This window comes from Paenarthrobacter sp. NPDC018779 (assembly GCF_044391085.1).
Classification (GTDB): Bacteria; Actinomycetota; Actinomycetes; order Actinomycetales; family Micrococcaceae; genus Arthrobacter.
Map to the genome: position 1 here is coordinate 161,185 of NZ_JBIRZS010000004.1, position 14,887 is coordinate 176,071.

General features: G+C 65.4%; 14 protein-coding genes, 2 pseudogenes and 2 riboswitches. Of the genes and pseudogenes, 6 read left to right on the forward strand and 10 right to left on the reverse strand.

The features are described from left to right. Positions 1-27: 27 nt before the first annotated feature. The gene (locus ACH488_RS07000; protein ID WP_397323316.1) at positions 28-594 is read right to left on the reverse strand and encodes a molybdopterin-binding protein; all 567 of its coding nucleotides are present in this window, start codon (positions 592-594) and stop codon (positions 28-30) included. On the opposite strand from ACH488_RS07000, the pseudogene ACH488_RS07005 reads away from it, so the two are divergent. Then, positions 556-660 (forward strand): annotated as a pseudogene (locus ACH488_RS07005) (hypothetical protein); the annotation flags it as partial. The gene ACH488_RS07000 and the pseudogene ACH488_RS07005 overlap by 39 nt on opposite strands. Positions 661-966: 306 nt before the next feature. On the opposite strand, the pseudogene ACH488_RS07010 reads toward ACH488_RS07005, so the two are convergent. The 7 genes and pseudogenes from ACH488_RS07010 to ACH488_RS07040 form a co-directional block, all read right to left on the reverse strand. Further along, a pseudogene (locus ACH488_RS07010) lies at positions 967-1,416 on the reverse strand (molybdopterin molybdenumtransferase MoeA); the annotation flags it as partial. After that, on the reverse strand, positions 1,413-2,291 hold the full coding sequence (locus ACH488_RS07015) for an NTP transferase domain-containing protein (RefSeq protein ID WP_397323131.1): 879 nt from the start codon (positions 2,289-2,291) through the stop codon (positions 1,413-1,415). The gene ACH488_RS07015 and the pseudogene ACH488_RS07010, both read right to left, overlap by 4 nt. A gap of 42 nt (positions 2,292-2,333) precedes the next feature. Then, entirely contained in the window at positions 2,334-2,834 is a 501-nt protein-coding gene (locus ACH488_RS07020; protein ID WP_397323132.1) for an HNH endonuclease, read from the reverse strand. 242 nt (positions 2,835-3,076) lie between these two features. Beyond that, positions 3,077-3,841, reverse strand: a complete 765-nt coding sequence (locus tag ACH488_RS07025) for an NlpC/P60 family protein (RefSeq protein ID WP_397323134.1) — start codon at positions 3,839-3,841, stop codon at positions 3,077-3,079. Positions 3,842-3,938: 97 nt separating this feature from the next. Further along, positions 3,939-4,685 carry a C40 family peptidase gene (locus ACH488_RS07030; protein ID WP_397323135.1) on the reverse strand — a complete coding sequence of 249 codons (747 nt, stop codon included), beginning with the start codon at positions 4,683-4,685 and terminating at the stop codon, positions 3,939-3,941. Between the two features lie 4 nt (positions 4,686-4,689). Continuing rightward, a riboswitch (cyclic di-AMP (ydaO/yuaA leader) is annotated at positions 4,690-4,855 on the reverse strand. A gap of 139 nt (positions 4,856-4,994) precedes the next feature. Beyond that, on the reverse strand, positions 4,995-5,825 hold the full coding sequence (locus ACH488_RS07035; RefSeq protein ID WP_397323137.1) for a M23 family metallopeptidase: 831 nt from the start codon (positions 5,823-5,825) through the stop codon (positions 4,995-4,997). A 4-nt stretch (positions 5,826-5,829) separates the two neighbouring features. Further along, a riboswitch (cyclic di-AMP (ydaO/yuaA leader) is annotated at positions 5,830-6,070 on the reverse strand. Positions 6,071-6,301: 231 nt separating this feature from the next. Continuing rightward, on the reverse strand, positions 6,302-6,997 hold the full coding sequence (locus ACH488_RS07040) for a metal-dependent transcriptional regulator (protein ID WP_397323139.1): 696 nt from the start codon (positions 6,995-6,997) through the stop codon (positions 6,302-6,304). Positions 6,998-7,296: 299 nt separating this feature from the next. On the opposite strand from ACH488_RS07040, the gene serC reads away from it, so the two are divergent. After that, on the forward strand, positions 7,297-8,427 hold the full coding sequence (gene serC, locus ACH488_RS07045) for a phosphoserine transaminase (RefSeq protein WP_397323140.1): 1,131 nt from the start codon (positions 7,297-7,299) through the stop codon (positions 8,425-8,427). Positions 8,428-8,518: 91 nt separating this feature from the next. Here the strand turns inward: serC and ACH488_RS07050 are convergent, their stop codons facing one another. Beyond that, a complete protein-coding gene (locus ACH488_RS07050; RefSeq protein WP_397323142.1) occupies positions 8,519-9,160 on the reverse strand; it encodes a DUF3027 domain-containing protein in 642 nt (213 codons plus the stop codon). Positions 9,161-9,167: 7 nt separating this feature from the next. Beyond that, entirely contained in the window at positions 9,168-9,551 is a 384-nt protein-coding gene (locus ACH488_RS07055; protein ID WP_397323143.1) for a cold-shock protein, read from the reverse strand. Positions 9,552-9,743: 192 nt separating this feature from the next. On the opposite strand from ACH488_RS07055, the gene ACH488_RS07060 reads away from it, so the two are divergent. The 4 genes from ACH488_RS07060 to ACH488_RS07075 all read left to right on the forward strand — a co-directional run bounded on the left by ACH488_RS07060 (position 9,744) and on the right by ACH488_RS07075 (position 14,876). Further along, positions 9,744-9,959, forward strand: a complete 216-nt coding sequence (locus tag ACH488_RS07060) for a hypothetical protein (RefSeq protein WP_397323144.1) — start codon at positions 9,744-9,746, stop codon at positions 9,957-9,959. Between the two features lie 86 nt (positions 9,960-10,045). Next, positions 10,046-12,511 (forward strand): helicase-associated domain-containing protein, encoded by a 2,466-nt coding sequence (locus tag ACH488_RS07065; protein WP_397323145.1) that lies wholly within the window; start codon positions 10,046-10,048, stop codon positions 12,509-12,511. 25 nt (positions 12,512-12,536) lie between these two features. After that, positions 12,537-14,198, forward strand: coding sequence for a DNA repair helicase XPB (locus tag ACH488_RS07070; RefSeq protein WP_397323147.1), 1,662 nt, complete (start codon positions 12,537-12,539; stop codon positions 14,196-14,198). Between the two features lie 207 nt (positions 14,199-14,405). Further along, positions 14,406-14,876 (forward strand): hypothetical protein, encoded by a 471-nt coding sequence (locus ACH488_RS07075; protein WP_397323148.1) that lies wholly within the window; start codon positions 14,406-14,408, stop codon positions 14,874-14,876. Positions 14,877-14,887 lie beyond the last annotated feature (11 nt).

Here is a 14,887-nt window from a genome sequence, read left to right on the forward strand (position 1 = left end):
AGCCGCCACCCGCGTCCACGGACAGTGTCAGGCGTCGAGCGCGCTCCAGTCCACCGGTCCCGCCGGCGGCTTCTTTGCCGTGCGAACGGGCGCCTTGCGTGGTTTGTCCTCGGCGGCTTTGGAAGCGGGCAGCGGCTTACCCCACGGCAAGGGGAAGGCCGGCACCAGCTCGCCCATCTGCACTCCGTGGGGAGGCACCACCATGACGCCGTCCGCTCCTGCCAGCCCGCGCATCATTCCGGGCCCGGCATGCTGGGACGGCGACGCCAGCCCGTAAACCAGCTTGAACGGCATCAATCGGGTGCGGCCCGGATCGGCATCAATCATGGAACCGCACGGTACTTCGCCCACGTCGGCGAGGCGTCCGTGGCCGAGGGCAGCCAGCAACGGTCCGCCCACGGTAAAGAGGGCCATCATGGCAGCGAGGGGATTCCCCGGCAGTCCCAGCACGAAACGTCCGTCAGGCAGCTCCGCAAGTACCGCCGGGTGTCCGGGACGCATGGCGATCCCGTCAATCAGCAGCGTCCCGCCCAACTCCGCTACGGCCTTGCGGAAATGGTCGGTTCCCGAGCGTCCGGTACCGCCAGTAGTAATAACGACGTCGGCAGGCGGGTCTGCGTCGGCGCCCAGTTCCGTCATGCGCGCCTCGAAGGTGCCCAGTTCCGTGGTGCCCGCTTCCAAGGTGCCCGGCTCCGCGTCCTGCAGCGCCGCGAGCCACTCCTCATAGTTATCGCCTACACGGACCAGCCCGCCGTCGATCCCGCCAAGGAGCTCCACCACCGAACCCAGCTGCGGCCCAAAGGTATCCCTGACCTGCCCGGGGGAAGGGACGCCCCGTTCAACCACCTCGGACCCGGTAAGGAGGAACCTCACCAAGGGTTTGCCCAGGACGGGCAGTTCGTCCAGGCCGGCCAGGGCCGCGACGGCCAGGTGCGCTGGGTTCAGCACCGTTGCCTTCTTCAGCAGGACCTCGCCCTCAGCAGCTTCCTCTGCCGCCTTGCGGATGTGTTGACCGTTGCGCGGCTCCCCCGGCTTCGCGGTGCCGCCGAGCGCCAAAACCGGCAGGCCGTCGTCGTCCGTGGTGATGATGCCGCTTTCGCTGCGGAGAACCGCTTTGGCACCGGGTGGAATCAGCCCACCGGTGACGATCGGGCTGGCCTGGTGTGGGGCCAGCCGCTGCCCGGGTTCGTTGAGGATCCACGGACCGCTGCCGTTCACGGCCCAACCATCCATGGCCGACGACGCGTAGTGCGGCATGTCCTGCAGGGCAAGCACGTCCTGGGCAAGGGTCCGCCCCAACGCCGCGCGCAACGGAACAGGGCTTGCGGGGATGGGAGTGGCGACGTCGAACGCACGCTGCCTGGCTTCGTACCAGGTATGCGCCGCATGGTGGCCCTGTTCGGGGGCCTCCGTCATTCGGTTTCGGCCCCGGGCTCCGCATACTGCTTGGCTACTTGGCGGGCAAGGTCCAGGGCGGCGGCCATGGCGGCGTCGTCGTTGGCCTGGCCGATGCCGCGTGCCATTCCGGCCGCGTACCCCGCGATAAACGTGGTCAAGGGCGCCGCGGGACGCACCACCGAGTGCGCGGCCACGCCGGCGACAGCAAGGATCTCGTTGACGTCCACGTCAACGCCCTCAAGCTCAAACGCCTGCAGCAGCGTGCGGCACCATTCCTCGAGTGTCTCGTCCTGGCTTTTCACGTCCGCCTCCAAGTCGTTGTCAATGCCCAGGGCCGCTGCATCCTCCCACGTATCCACATCGTCCGTGGAGCCATCGGGAACGGCAACAGCCAGCACGTTCAGCCTAGCAAGCAGCTTGAAGACAGACGCGTTCGTTAACGACTGGGCTGCACCGACTTCGCGTTCCAGGGCCTGTGTGCTGTAGATACCAAGAAGAGGCTGTTGCCGGCCGTCGGAAGACACTGCCATGGCTCCCTCGGTGCCTTGATGCTTCTCAACTTCCTCAAGGATGGCCGCCACTCCCCGTGAGGCATGCGGCATGTCGCACGCCAGTACCAAGGTCCACGGAGCCGGATCAGCAGCCTCAAGGGCCGCAAGCCCCACAGCAATCGCCGCGGCCGGTCCGGCATAGGCGGGCTCTTCGCGCGCGGACAGGACTCCTTCCGGAAGGCCTTCCTGCCGCGGCCCCACCACCACCGTCCGCGAAGCACCCCGGACCGCGTCCAGGGCGTGCGTAAGGAGGCTCGCGCCGTCGTACTTCAACTCCGGCTTGGGCACGCCACCGAGGCGGGTGGCCCTGCCACCCGCCAGGATCACGGCGTTGAACTCCATCCGCACAGATTACCCGCCGGGCAGGAGCACAACAGAAATCGATCAGGCAGCGGATTCCGGCAAGAGGAACGGGTCCCAGTCCGGCGCAGGTTTCTCGAGTTCTTTGATCTGCCACATGGTTCCCGTGGGCGCGCCGGGCGTGAACCGAAGTTTCCAGCCCATCTCGGCGAGCGTCTGGTTGCTCTTGGCGTTATTGCATTTCAAGCACGCCGCAACCAGGTTTTCCCAGGAATCCGCGCCGCCCCTGGATTTGGGGTGGACGTGGTCTATGGTGTGCGCTGTCTTGCCGCAATAGGCGCAGCGGTGGCCGTCGCGGCGGAGCACCCCGCGGCGGCTCACAGCGGTGATCCTGTTGTACCGGGGACGGATGTAGCGGTTGAGAAGAATCACGGACGGACGTCCCAGAATCTCCTGTGGCCCGACGACAGGTTCGCCGCCTTCGGCCACTACGCTAGCTTTCCCAGTCAGCACAAGGACCAGCGCCCGGCGGAAGGTTACTACCGCCAGCGGTTCATATCCAGCATTCAGAACGAGTGTGCGCATGCACGTACCTCTTCACGGCCGCACCCGTCAGGGGCACGAGGGCCGGCTGCCCTCTGCATGTACGGGCTGTGGATCGACACCATAAGGGTAAGCACTTATATGCCGTATCAACGAATTTTCGGACCGGTTCCCGGGCGGTGTCGGCGAATGTTCATGTGCGGGACACCTTGCCTGGCCCTCCACGAGGGCCTAAAAGCTGAACGCCCCGCAGGAAATCCTGCGGGGCGTTCAAAGAAGCTGTATCAGCCGTTCACGCGGATGAAGACCGGGCCGGAGCCGACGTTCACGCTGAAGAGTGCGGTGGTGGATCCGTTCCATCCACCGTGCACTGCCATGCCGTTACCGACGTACACGGCGATGTGCGCCATTCCACCGTAACCACCGTTGGCGTAGTACGCGAGGTCGCCCGGCTGCGCTTCGGCGGCGCTGACGGTGCGGCCGAGGGAGAGGTAGCCGGCGGGCCAGTCGTGGAAGTTGATGCCCACGGCGGCCAGCGAGTTGGTCACCAGCATGGTGCAGTCCTGGGTCACGCCGAGCTGGGCGTAGGCTGCCGCGGCGATGGCAGCACCGAGGCCGCTGGACGCTGCCGGAGCCTTGGCGGCCGGGGCCGGGTTGCTGACGGCTACGGTGGCACTGGCGCCAGCAGTAGCAGTGGAGCCGGAGCCGGTTTTCGCTGCGGGCTTCTCAACTACGGGAGCCGGAGCCTCCACCGTGGTGACCACCGGGCTCTCGTAGGAGATGGCCACAGTGGAATCGGCAGCGATGGTGGACTGCGTGACTGCCTGGACATCAAGGGCCGTGGTGGCCGTGGACTCACGCTGGACGTTGGTGTCGGCGGCATTCGCAGCAACGCCACTGGTCAAGACCAGTCCTGAAGCGGCAGCGATCACAACTGCCTGGCGGCCGACGCCACCGGCGTTGTCACTGACAGCCTTCGCGATCACGGCAAGGGAGCTGGTCTTGGGGGCCTCAGCTCGGTGCCGTGCAACCTTGTGTGCACTGGTCATTTTTAATCTCTTTTCGTTTCCGCACGCGGTTGGGGCACGCACGGTTTGCGGGCAAGCCAGCACTTGGGGGGCATGCTGGCGTACCCCGAACGGGGTTTTAGCGGAGGGTGAAGAATGAAGACGTGCCGGTGGAAGCCACCGAGTGGAGCAAGGTTCCCTGGCTCGGGTTGAGAGCGCTGATCATCATGCCGTTGCCGACGTAGATGCCAACGTGTGCGCCGCCGTTCTGCATGACCAGGTCACCCGGCTGCGGCGTGCTGGTGGCCTTCATGGCAGTCCAGGCGTTGACGCGGGGAATGCTGATGCCGGCCTGGGCGTAAACCCACTGGGTGAAGCCGGAGCAGTCCCAGCCGTTGGGGGTGGTGCCGCCCCAAACGTAGGGGTGGCCGATGCCCGTGTAGGCGATCGCGGCGAGGCCGGAAGCTGCGGCGCTGGAGGCCGTTTCCTTGGCGTCGGAAGACTGTGCGGTGAGCGAGCCGGCGGCCTGGCTGCCAGTGGTCTGGTTGCCAGCTGTCTGGGAGCGCTGGGTGGTCTGCGACGCGCGCTGGACCTTCGGGGCTTCCTTGGTGGCCACGACGGGGCTCTCGAAGGAAACAGTGGCCGTCGGCTCTGCGGTGACAACCTCGGTGGTGAGGAGCTGCTGCGTGCTCGTCTCGGCCTTGGAAACATCGGTGTCCGCTGCCTGGGCCGGAAGGCCGACGCTGAGGACGAGGCCGGAGGCTGCGGCAAGAACTGCGGCCTGGCGGCCAACGGTTCCGGCATTCGCTGAAACAGCCTTCGAAAGAGTGTTCAACGGGTGAACCGTCTCGGCGCGGTGGCGCGCAGGGGTAGTGCGTGATGACACGTAGGTAGCCTCTCCCAATGCCTGCGAGGTGAGCTGTCGGATTCGGATGGGAGTCATCCGGCCACGCGCTTCGGGAAGCTTTGTGACTTAACCCCAAGGCCTTCTCTCGAAGACCAAAAGTGGTTCCCCCGCCCCTGCCAGACGAATTTTGCGAACGGACCTTGAGTGGTGGCAGAGCTAGGCAATCCACTCAAGTGCATCGGCCCCCTAAAAAGCCGATGCGCTTTAGACGGTACAACAGTTGAACACGAATGTCACATTCAGGTCACGGGGTGTGTCGCGAATGCGAGAGACGACCATCGACTTTGCTTAGAGCCAGCCCATGGGGTCCACGACTTCGCCGTTGACCTGGACCTCGAAGTGCAGGTGGCAGCCCGTGGAGGCGCCCGTGGTGCCGCTCAGGGCAACCACGTCACCGCGGTTGACAGTCTGGCCAACCTTCACGTTGAACGACGACAGGTGGTTGTACGTGGTTTCAAGGCCGTTGCCGTGATCCACTACAACGCGGTTGCCTCCGCCGTACTCGTGCCACCCTGCGAACGTGACCTTGCCGGCTGCTGCAGCGTGGACCTGGGTTCCGCACTGCGCAACGAAGTCCTGGCCGCGGTGGAAGTCGCCGGTGCCGCCGGTCAGCGGGCTGACCCGGTATCCGAACGGAGAAGCGGTGGTCAGCGTGTCCAGCGGGCTGCCAAGGGTTCCTTTGGAGGAACTGGCCTGGATGCTGCCGACGGACTGGGCGCTGAGCAGCTGCTTGAGCTTGCCGTCGGGATCGGCCTTGGTGGCCACCGCCGCGCGGCTGAAGTCGATTTTGGCCGACGCTTCCGCGGAAACCTCAGGCTGGCTGCCACCGGAGACGGCCAGGGCAGCTTCTGTTTGGCCCGACTCGGAGGTGGCCATGACGGGGCTTGTGGCCGGCAGACCGACAGTGAGGGCAAGGCCGGTGGCGGCAAGAGCCACTCCGGCTTTCTGCCCTACGCCACTGGCTGCGGCGAAATCGGCAACCTGGCGCAACGGGCTCTTACGGCGGCGCACCTGACGCTGGGTGTCGCGGGGCCGGATCTCCGTTACGACGCGGGCTGGCCGCAGCTCAGCAGCGGGGCCGGACGCGCGTCGGCGGCCCCTGACGTTCTGCGATGTCAAACTCTGTTCCTCTCTTGAAAGCCTGCGAAGTTAGCTGTCGGATTCGGATCAGAGAGTGCAAAGACCCGGCCCGCACGCAGCGCATACGGCACACAGGTATCCCGGAGGAAATTGCGTAAGTAGGCACTGCTGCTGCGGACTTCACCCCAAGGCTGCTTCTTCAGGCAGCCGATTGTGGTTCCCCCGCCTCTGCCAGTAGTGGATAACACCCCTGATCTGCTGGCAGAGCTCGGCTCCAGATCAGGTAACGCTTTGGTATCGGCGCTAGTAGATAACTATAGGGGATTAAAGCCTTCGGTAATAAATTCGTTATCTTCCGGCGGCGCCGCTTTCAGGGGCGGGCCCTTAGCACCTTTCGGCGGAAACTGCAGGTCACGCCGTTCCACCCGACTCTGGTAGTGAGATCAGACACTCCGGCCGGGGACACAAGTGAGGCACCCATCCTTTTCGGGAGAGGTGCCTCGAAAGTCCTACGTTCAGCCAACCGCCACGAAGACGTGGGCAGCAACTTCGGGGGGCAGTTCCAGGGCGCCCTCGATGCCGGGGACGCGGACGGAGATGTACTCCCCTACCCGCGCCAACGAAACTGCCGCGCCCGGACGGATCCCGCCTTCATCGAGTTGAGTCAGGAGCTCGGGCTCAACCTGGATGGGTTCGGCCAACCTGCTCACCACAACCCGTGAGTCCGTGGCGTAGCCGTCCATGGCCTGGATGAGGTTGACGTCGCCCTTCAAGGAGATCTGGCTGGTCCGCCCACCGAGTGCTTCCAGGCCCGGGATCGGGTTTCCATAGGGTGACTCGGTGGGGTGCTCAAGCAACTCGTACAGCCGGCGTTCAACCCGCTCACTCATCACGTGCTCCCAGCGGCAGGCCTCGTCGTGGACATAGGCCCAGTCCAGGCCGATCACATCGGCCAGGAGGCGCTCGGCCAGGCGGTGCTTGCGCATCACCTCGGTGGCCCGCTTCCGGCCAATCTCGGTCAACTCCAGATGGCGGTCATTGGAAACGACCACCAGGCCATCGCGCTCCATGCGGCCGATGGTCTGGGAAACAGTGGGACCGGAATGGCGCAGGCGCTCGGCAATGCGGGCCCGAAGAGCAACGATGTTCTCTTCTTCAAGCTCCAAAATGGTCCGAAGATACATCTCAGTGGTATCGATCAGATCCGTCATCCAGCTCAGCTCTCCTCGAACGCAGTTCTCGCGTAGTGTCCACCGTACCGCGTCCAGACGAGGCGGCCGGTCCCGTGGCGCCGCCCCATGACGCCTCCTCCAGCTTAGCTTATTTGGAATTACTCTGAATAATCCCCCTTCGCCTTCCTGCGCACCCGGACGGCACCGTTCCACGTGGCGGACTATGACAACCGCAGGTTCCTGCCCGCGCGCCACGTCAGGCAGAATTGGGGTGTCGAAGGAGCAGTTGATGCCACCTGCCACGACCCATCTTTGACCGATACCCATTGGAGCCACCCGTGAGCGACAACAGCATCACCATTCCCGCCGACCTGCTGCCCAAGGACGGACGCTTCGGCGCAGGACCGTCCAAGGTCCGCCCGGAGCAGGTCGAAGCCCTGTCCGCCGCGGCCACCACCATCCTTGGCACGTCCCACCGCCAGGCACCGGTGAAGAACCTCGTGGGGTCCGTCCGGGAAGGCCTCAGCACTTTCTTCCGCGCCCCGGAGGGCTACGAAGTTGTTCTCGGCGTCGGCGGCTCCACGGCGTTCTGGGATGTCGCGGCGTTCGGCCTGGTGGAGAACAAGGCCCAGCACCTCTCCTTCGGCGAGTTCGGCTCCAAGTTCGCGGCGGCCACCAACAAGGCTCCCTTCCTGGACGCCTCCTCCATCATCAAGTCCGAGCCGGGCACCCGTCCGTCGCCGCAGGCCGAGGCAGGCGTGGACGTCTATGCGTGGCCACAGAACGAGACGTCCACCGGCGTCGCGGCTCCGGTCAAGCGCGTCGAAGGCGCCGATGAGGGCTCGCTGGTCCTGGTGGACGCAACCTCCGCTGCCGGCGGCTTGGACGTGGACGTCGCGGAATCGGACGTCTACTACTTCGCCCCGCAGAAGAACTTCGCTTCCGACGGCGGTCTGTGGCTGGGCCTCTTCTCCCCCGCTGCGCTGGAGCGCGCTGCCCGGGTGAAGGCCAGCGGCCGCTGGATCCCCGACTTCCTGGACCTGCAGACGGCGATCGACAACTCCAAGCTGAACCAGACCTACAACACGCCGTCGTTGTCCACGTTGGTCACGCTGGACGCCCAGGTGCAGTGGCTCAACAGCAACGGTGGCCTGGACTTCGCCAGCAAGCGCACGGCGGACTCCGCCAGCCGCGTGTACTCCTGGGCTGAGGCCTCCGAATACGCCACGCCGTTCGTGGCCAACGCCGAGGAACGCTCCAACGTGATCGCCACCATCGACTTCGACGATTCGATCGACGCGGCGGCCATTGCCAAGGTGCTGCGGGCCAATGGTGTGGTGGACACCGAGCCCTACCGCAAGCTGGGCCGCAACCAGCTCCGGATCGCCACGTTCGTGGCCATCGAACCGGACGACGTTTCGGCACTGCTCGCCAGCATCGACTACGTGGTTGGTGAACTGAAGAAGTAAACACCATCAGCGGCCGCAGGGCCGGAAACACTGAAAGGCGCCTGCCGGAATGGTTCTTCCGGCAGGCGCCTTTGTGTGTCTTCAGTTGTTGCTAGTCGTATTGCCCGGAGTGGTCCGCGTCGTCGACGGCGTCCCCGGTTTCTCCCGAATCGTCATCCGCGTCGCCATCGCCCTGGGCATCGTCCTCGGCCGCTTTGACCGTTTCCTCGGTGACGTCTTCCTCGGTCTCTTCAACCAACGGCGTCTCGTCCTCCGGCCGCACCCGTTTGGCCCACGGCACCCATTCCGGCGCGAGGATGGAGTCCTCGGACGGCAGGAGCCCCAGCTCGCTGACCGTGACGATCTTGGACCGGGAGTTGCGGGTGACCACCGCATACCACTGCCAGCCGCCGTAACCTGCCAGCTTCGATTCGAAGAGGTGGGTCACTACCCGGTCGCCTTCCGATTTGGCTCCGAGGTGCGCACCTACTTCCCCACGGCTGGCAATGCCTTCCACGGCCTGGCGGGCGACGTCGACGGCGGCAGCCAGGTAGGAGTCCGGCTTGCCGGTGCGCCATACGGGAACGCCGGCGCGCGGCTTGGGGGCCGCGGCCTTGGTTTCAGCGGGCTTCCGCCCGGGAACATCCCTGCTGGCAGGAGCGTCCCCGTTTGCAGGAGCCTCGGCAACGGGGAGGGCAGGGGTTTCCTGCGTGCCTTCCCCGGCCTCTATATCCCGTGCGGATTCCGATGTCATGGCGTTCCTAGGCTTCCAGCTCGTCGGCAACCTTGCGCAGCGCCATTCCGATCGCCTTGGCCTTGTTGCCTTCCGGATACTTACCCGAGGACAACGTACCGGACAGATTGTCCAGGACGGTGACCAGGTCCTGGACCAGCGGTGCCAGGTCGCGGGCGTTCATGCGCTTGGCCTTGGCGATTGAGGGGGTTTTGTCCAAGACGCGCAAGCCCAGCGCCTGGGCGCCGCGGCGGCCGTCGGCAACGCCGAACTCCACGCGCGTACCGGCCTTCAGCTCGGTGACCCCTGCGGGCAGGGACGTCTTGGGCAGGAAAACTTCCTGGCCGTCTTCGGCCGCGAGGAATCCGAAGCCCTTTTCCTTGTCATACCACTTGACCTTGCCGGTGGGCACGTAATCAACCTTCTTCGTTCTTGCGGGGAAACACGTCGGGCCGCCACCGCATCCACAGGGTCCTGCGGGATCGAGGGTGACAGCCCGCTCCGTGTGGGTCTGTTCCTTCAAGGTTATCCTGCCGGGCACCCTAATCCCGCTTCGTACCGTCCCGCGTAGCGGCGGCCGGCGCCAAACAGCTAGCGTTGAGGCATGACTTCCACGGGTTACCGCCGCCCCCTGACGATTGCCGCCGCGATCGTTGCCATTATTTCCCTGGCCGCTGTCGCGGCTGTCATGGCCATCGCCTTCAACGGCGGAGTTGCACCCGTGTGGATCACGTCGACGGCGCTGTATGGGCTGCCCTTGGCCTTCATCCTGGCCGTTGTTCCCGTGGTGGACGCCGTCCGCCAGCGCCGCCGCCACTAGCTGACCTGCAGTTGCGGGGCCCGCTTTGCGTGGCAAAACACAGGCCAAGCGCGCAGAGCGGGCCCCGCAACGGTAAATTTGAAGTGATGTCCCTCATTCGCGCGCTCAGCAAGGAACTTGAAACGCGCAGCGACGCCTCGCTGCGGGCTTTGTTTGCCGCGCGACCGGACCTGATCTCGCCCATGGCCCCCGACTTCGCGGCCTTGGCAGCGCGGGCCAGTGCGCGGGTCAGTGTGCAGCGGGCCCTGGAACGCCTCACCAAACCCGAGATGCAGGTCCTGGAAACCCTGCACCTGTGTACCAACACGGATACGGGCCACAGCGTTTCGGCGGCAGGATTGAAGAAGGCCATTGCCGGGTCCACGCTCTCTGCCTTGGAACCCATCCTGGCCAAACTGCAGGAGCTGGCTTTGATCCACCGGGCCGAAGCGCCGCCGGCTACCCATCCTCCCGCAAGTTCGCGGCAGAAGTTCTACCTTCCCGTGGGCAGCCTGAAGGATGTCATAGGGATCTACCCCGCCGGGCTGGGGCGCAGTTATACGGAGTTGGTCCGACTCCAACCCGCCTTCGCCCAGCGGGTGGTCCAACTGGTGGGCGAACTCCACCACAGCGGCCTCGGTATCCATCCGGCCAGCACCCCCATGGACGCAGCCCTCTCCCTGCAGCGCTGGACGTCGACCCCCGACGGCGTCCGCGACATCCTGGCCAGCGCGCCGGAACGGACCACCGGGCTCCTGGACAAGTTCGGGAGTTGGGCCATGGGTGCCGTACCCCAAGCGCAAAGGCGCGCTTCGGTCACCCACGAGAGTGCCGACACCGGGCCCATCGACTGGCTCCTGGCCCGCGGACTACTGGTCCCCCTGGACGCCGGCCACGTGGAATTGCCGCACAGCGTGGGCATTGCGTTACGGGGCGGGGCCATTGTTGATGACTTCACCCTGACACCCCCGGTTCCGGAGCTCGGGCACACCAGCGCGGCGCTGCGTCGCAATGCGGCCATGGGTGCCATTGCGGAAACCCTCCGGCTGTCCAACGATCTGCTGTTCGCCGTCCGGGAGCAACCCCTGGCAACCCTGCGGAGCGGCGGGGTGGGCGTGCGGGAATTGCGGCGGCTTGCCGAGTCCATCCGCTGCGGCGTGCATCAAACGGCGATCCTGCTGGAAATCTGTGCACTGGCCGGGCTGCTGCGCCTGGACGTTGACAGCTCCACGTGGGTCCAGCCGGCGTCATTGGAGTGGCTGACCTTGCCGCGGCAGGAGCAATGGCTCTGGGTAGTCAACGCCTGGCTGGCCAGCGAGCGCGCGCCGTCGTTGGTGGGCCAACCCCTTACCGGCAGCACCCCGGCGGCCCATCCAGGAACTGCCGGGAGCACCATCAATGCCTTGTCCGCGGAGGCCCAGCGCCCTGACGCGCCGGTGGTCCGCCGGAGGATCCTGGAAATCCTCAACGAGCTCACCGTGGAGGCCGCAGCCCCCGATGGCAAGGCCCCCGTCCTGGATGCCCGCGCGGTGCTTCAGCGTGCGGAATGGACCCAGCCCCGGATGTCGCGGCGCTTCAGTTCGCTGGTGAAGGGCATCCTTGAAGAGGCCACGCTCCTGGGACTCATGGGTTCCGGGGCCTTCACGCAACTCGGTTCCGCCCTTGCCGTTGGCCAGCCCGATGAAGCCATGACCATCCTTGGCGAGCACTTGCCCGCGGCGGTCAACCACATCCTGCTGCAGGCCGACCTGACGGCAGTGGCCCCGGGTTACCTTGCCCCCGAACTCAGCGAAACGCTGTTGCTCATGGCAGACGCCGAGGGGCAGGGACCGGCGTCGATCTACCGTTTTTCAGCCGCGACAATCCGCAGGGCGCTCGACGCCGGCGAGGATGCGGAATCGCTGTTGGCGTTCCTGCGCGAACATTCGGCAACGGACGTGCCCCAGCCCCTCGCCTATCTGGTCCAGGACACGGCATCCCGGCACGGCCGCCTGCGCGTCAGCACCAGTGCCAGCTTCATCCAGAGCGATGACGAGTCCGCCATCGCCGAGCTCCTGCAGGAAGCCCGGACGTCATCGCTGCGCCTGGTCCGCATCGCCCCAACGGTCCTGACATCGGCCACCAGTCCCCGCGAAACTGCACGGGTGCTGCGCGAGCTGGGACTCTCGCCCGCCGTGCAGGAGGTGGAGCCCGCCGTCGTGCGTTTCAAGCGCACCACGGCGGTGGCAGGCAGCGCGCGTCCCGTCTACACGGCACCGCGGACGGCTCCGCCGGACGACGACGTCGAGGCGCAGCTATCCATCCTGCGGCAGCACCGCGGCGTCCCGGCCGACGGTACGGGAGAGGCTTCGACGCAGCTGGGCCTGGAAACCCTGCAGAAGGCCATCCGGCTCAAGCAGGCCGTGACCATGAACGTGGTGGACAGCCTGGGCAACTCGAACACCGAAACGGTTGTCCCGGTTTCTGTCTCCGGCGGCCGGGTCAGGGTGTTCGATCCCGGCAAAGACACTGAGCGGGTGTTGTCCATCCACCGGATCATTGATGTTGAACCTGCCGGAGACCGGCACAAGTGAGTGATGCAGACGTGAGGATTCAAGAGTGACCGACGGTCCCCTGATCGTTCAAAGCGACAAAACCATCCTGTTGGAAGTGGACCATGAGCTGGCCACCGAGGCCCGGCATGCCATCGCGGCGTTCGCGGAGCTGGAGCGCGCTCCGGAGCACATGCACAGCTACCGCCTCACTCCCTTGGGACTGTGGAATGCGCGGGCCGCCGGGCTGGACGCGGAACAGGTGCTGGACACGTTGTTGAAGTACTCCCGCTTCCCCGTGCCGCATGCCCTGCTGATCGACATCGAAGAGACCATGTCCAGGTACGGCCGGCTCCGCTTGGAGAAGGACCCACAGCACGGCCTGGTGATGCGGACTGACGACTACCCGGTTTTGGAGGAGGTCATCCGCGCCAAGAAGATCGCCCCGCTGCTCGGGCCGCGGATCGATGGGGAAACGGTGGTGGTCCATTCATCCCAGCGCGGGCAGTTGAAGCAGTTGCTGCTCAAACTCGGGTGGCCCGCGGAAGACCTGGCCGGGTACGTTGATGGCCAGCCGCACCTGATCATGCTCGACGAGACCGACTGGCAGCTGCGCCCTTACCAAAAGGTGGCCACGGAGAACTTCTGGGCCGGCGGCAGCGGCGTCGTCGTCCTTCCATGTGGTGCCGGAAAGACGCTGGTGGGCGCCGCAGCGATGGCCACCTCCTCCACCACCACGCTGATCCTGGTGACCAACACCGTCTCGGCCCGCCAATGGCGGGACGAACTCCTCAAGCGCACCTCGCTCACCGAGGACGAAATCGGCGAGTACTCGGGTGCGGTCAAAGAAGTCCGGCCCGTCACCATCGCCACCTACCAAGTGCTCACCACCAAGCGGGGCGGACTGTATCCCCACCTGGAGCTCGTGGACGGCCACGACTGGGGCCTCATCATCTACGACGAAGTCCATCTGCTGCCCGCACCCATCTTCCGCATGACGGCGGACCTGCAGGCCAGGCGGCGTCTGGGCCTGACCGCCACGCTGGTCCGCGAGGACGGCCGCGAAGGCGAAGTCTTCAGCCTGATCGGACCCAAGCGGTACGACGCCCCGTGGAAGGACATCGAGGCACAGGGCTATATTGCCCCCGCCGATTGTGTGGAGGTCCGTGTGGACCTGCCCCGCGACGAACGGGTGGCCTACGCCATGGCCGACGACGCGGACAAGTACCGGCTGTGCGCCACCTCGGAAACCAAGACTGCCTTGGTGGAGCAGCTGGTGGCGGCCCACAAGGGCGAACAACTCCTGGTGATCGGGCAGTACATCGACCAACTCGACGAGATCGCAGAGCGCCTGGACGCGCCGGTGATCAAGGGCGAGACGAGCGTCAAGGCCCGGCAGAAACTCTTCGACGCCTTCCGCAAGGGCGAGATCCAAACCCTGGTGGTTTCCAAGGTGGCCAACTTCTCCATCGACCTCCCTGAGGCGTCCGTGGCCATCCAGGTATCGGGCTCGTTCGGTTCCCGCCAGGAGGAGGCTCAGCGGCTTGGACGCCTGCTGCGGCCCAAGCAGGACGGACGGGCGGCGAGGTTCTACTCCCTGGTTGCCCGGGACACCCTGGACCAGGACTTCGCGGCGAAACGCCAGAGGTTCCTCGCCGAACAGGGCTACGCCTACCGCATCATGGATGCCAAGGACGTCGGAAAAGACGTGGGCACCGAGCAGGCCTGAGCATGCTTGGACGGTGATTAACCGCAGTCCCCTTGCTATTTATCTCCAGCAATTTTACGATTCCAAGTGAAGCTCTCCGCCCTGATGGGTTGCCCCTGGTCCAGGCAGCCTGGCGGCCAATCGTCGGCAGTGGGGGAAGCCCGCAGCCAGGGAGCCGGCGATTCGAAGGCCTAAACGAATCCGTGAAGTCTTGTCCGAGGATTCCCCATGCGTAAGACCCTCCTGGTCCTTGCGGCCATCATCCTGCTCTCATCACTCGCCCAACTGTTATTCGCTGGATACTTCCACTTCCAGAACACCATCGAAGCCCAACGCGAAGCCGGCGTGTACCACGTCATTAACGGTCAGTTCGTGCTTCGCTACGTAGCCTTGCTCGCCGTCATCGTGGCCGCGCTGGCACGTGCCGGATCCCGGACCATCTGGCTCGCGGCCGGCATCTTCCTGATGACTTGGTTCCAACTCTTCATCTTCATCATCGGCGGCATGCTGACTGGATCTTCGGAGGACTTCATCACCCCCTCCGGATCATGGGTGGCAGCCATCCACCCCGTCACCGGCCTGCTGATCATTTTCATGTCCTACTGGTTGTTCAACCGAGCGCGGGCCGTGGCCCTCAATCCACAGCCTCTCCCACCCAAGTCCGCCTCATCGGATGCCTCTGCTTCCGCTGCGGCCTGACCCCCATCAGC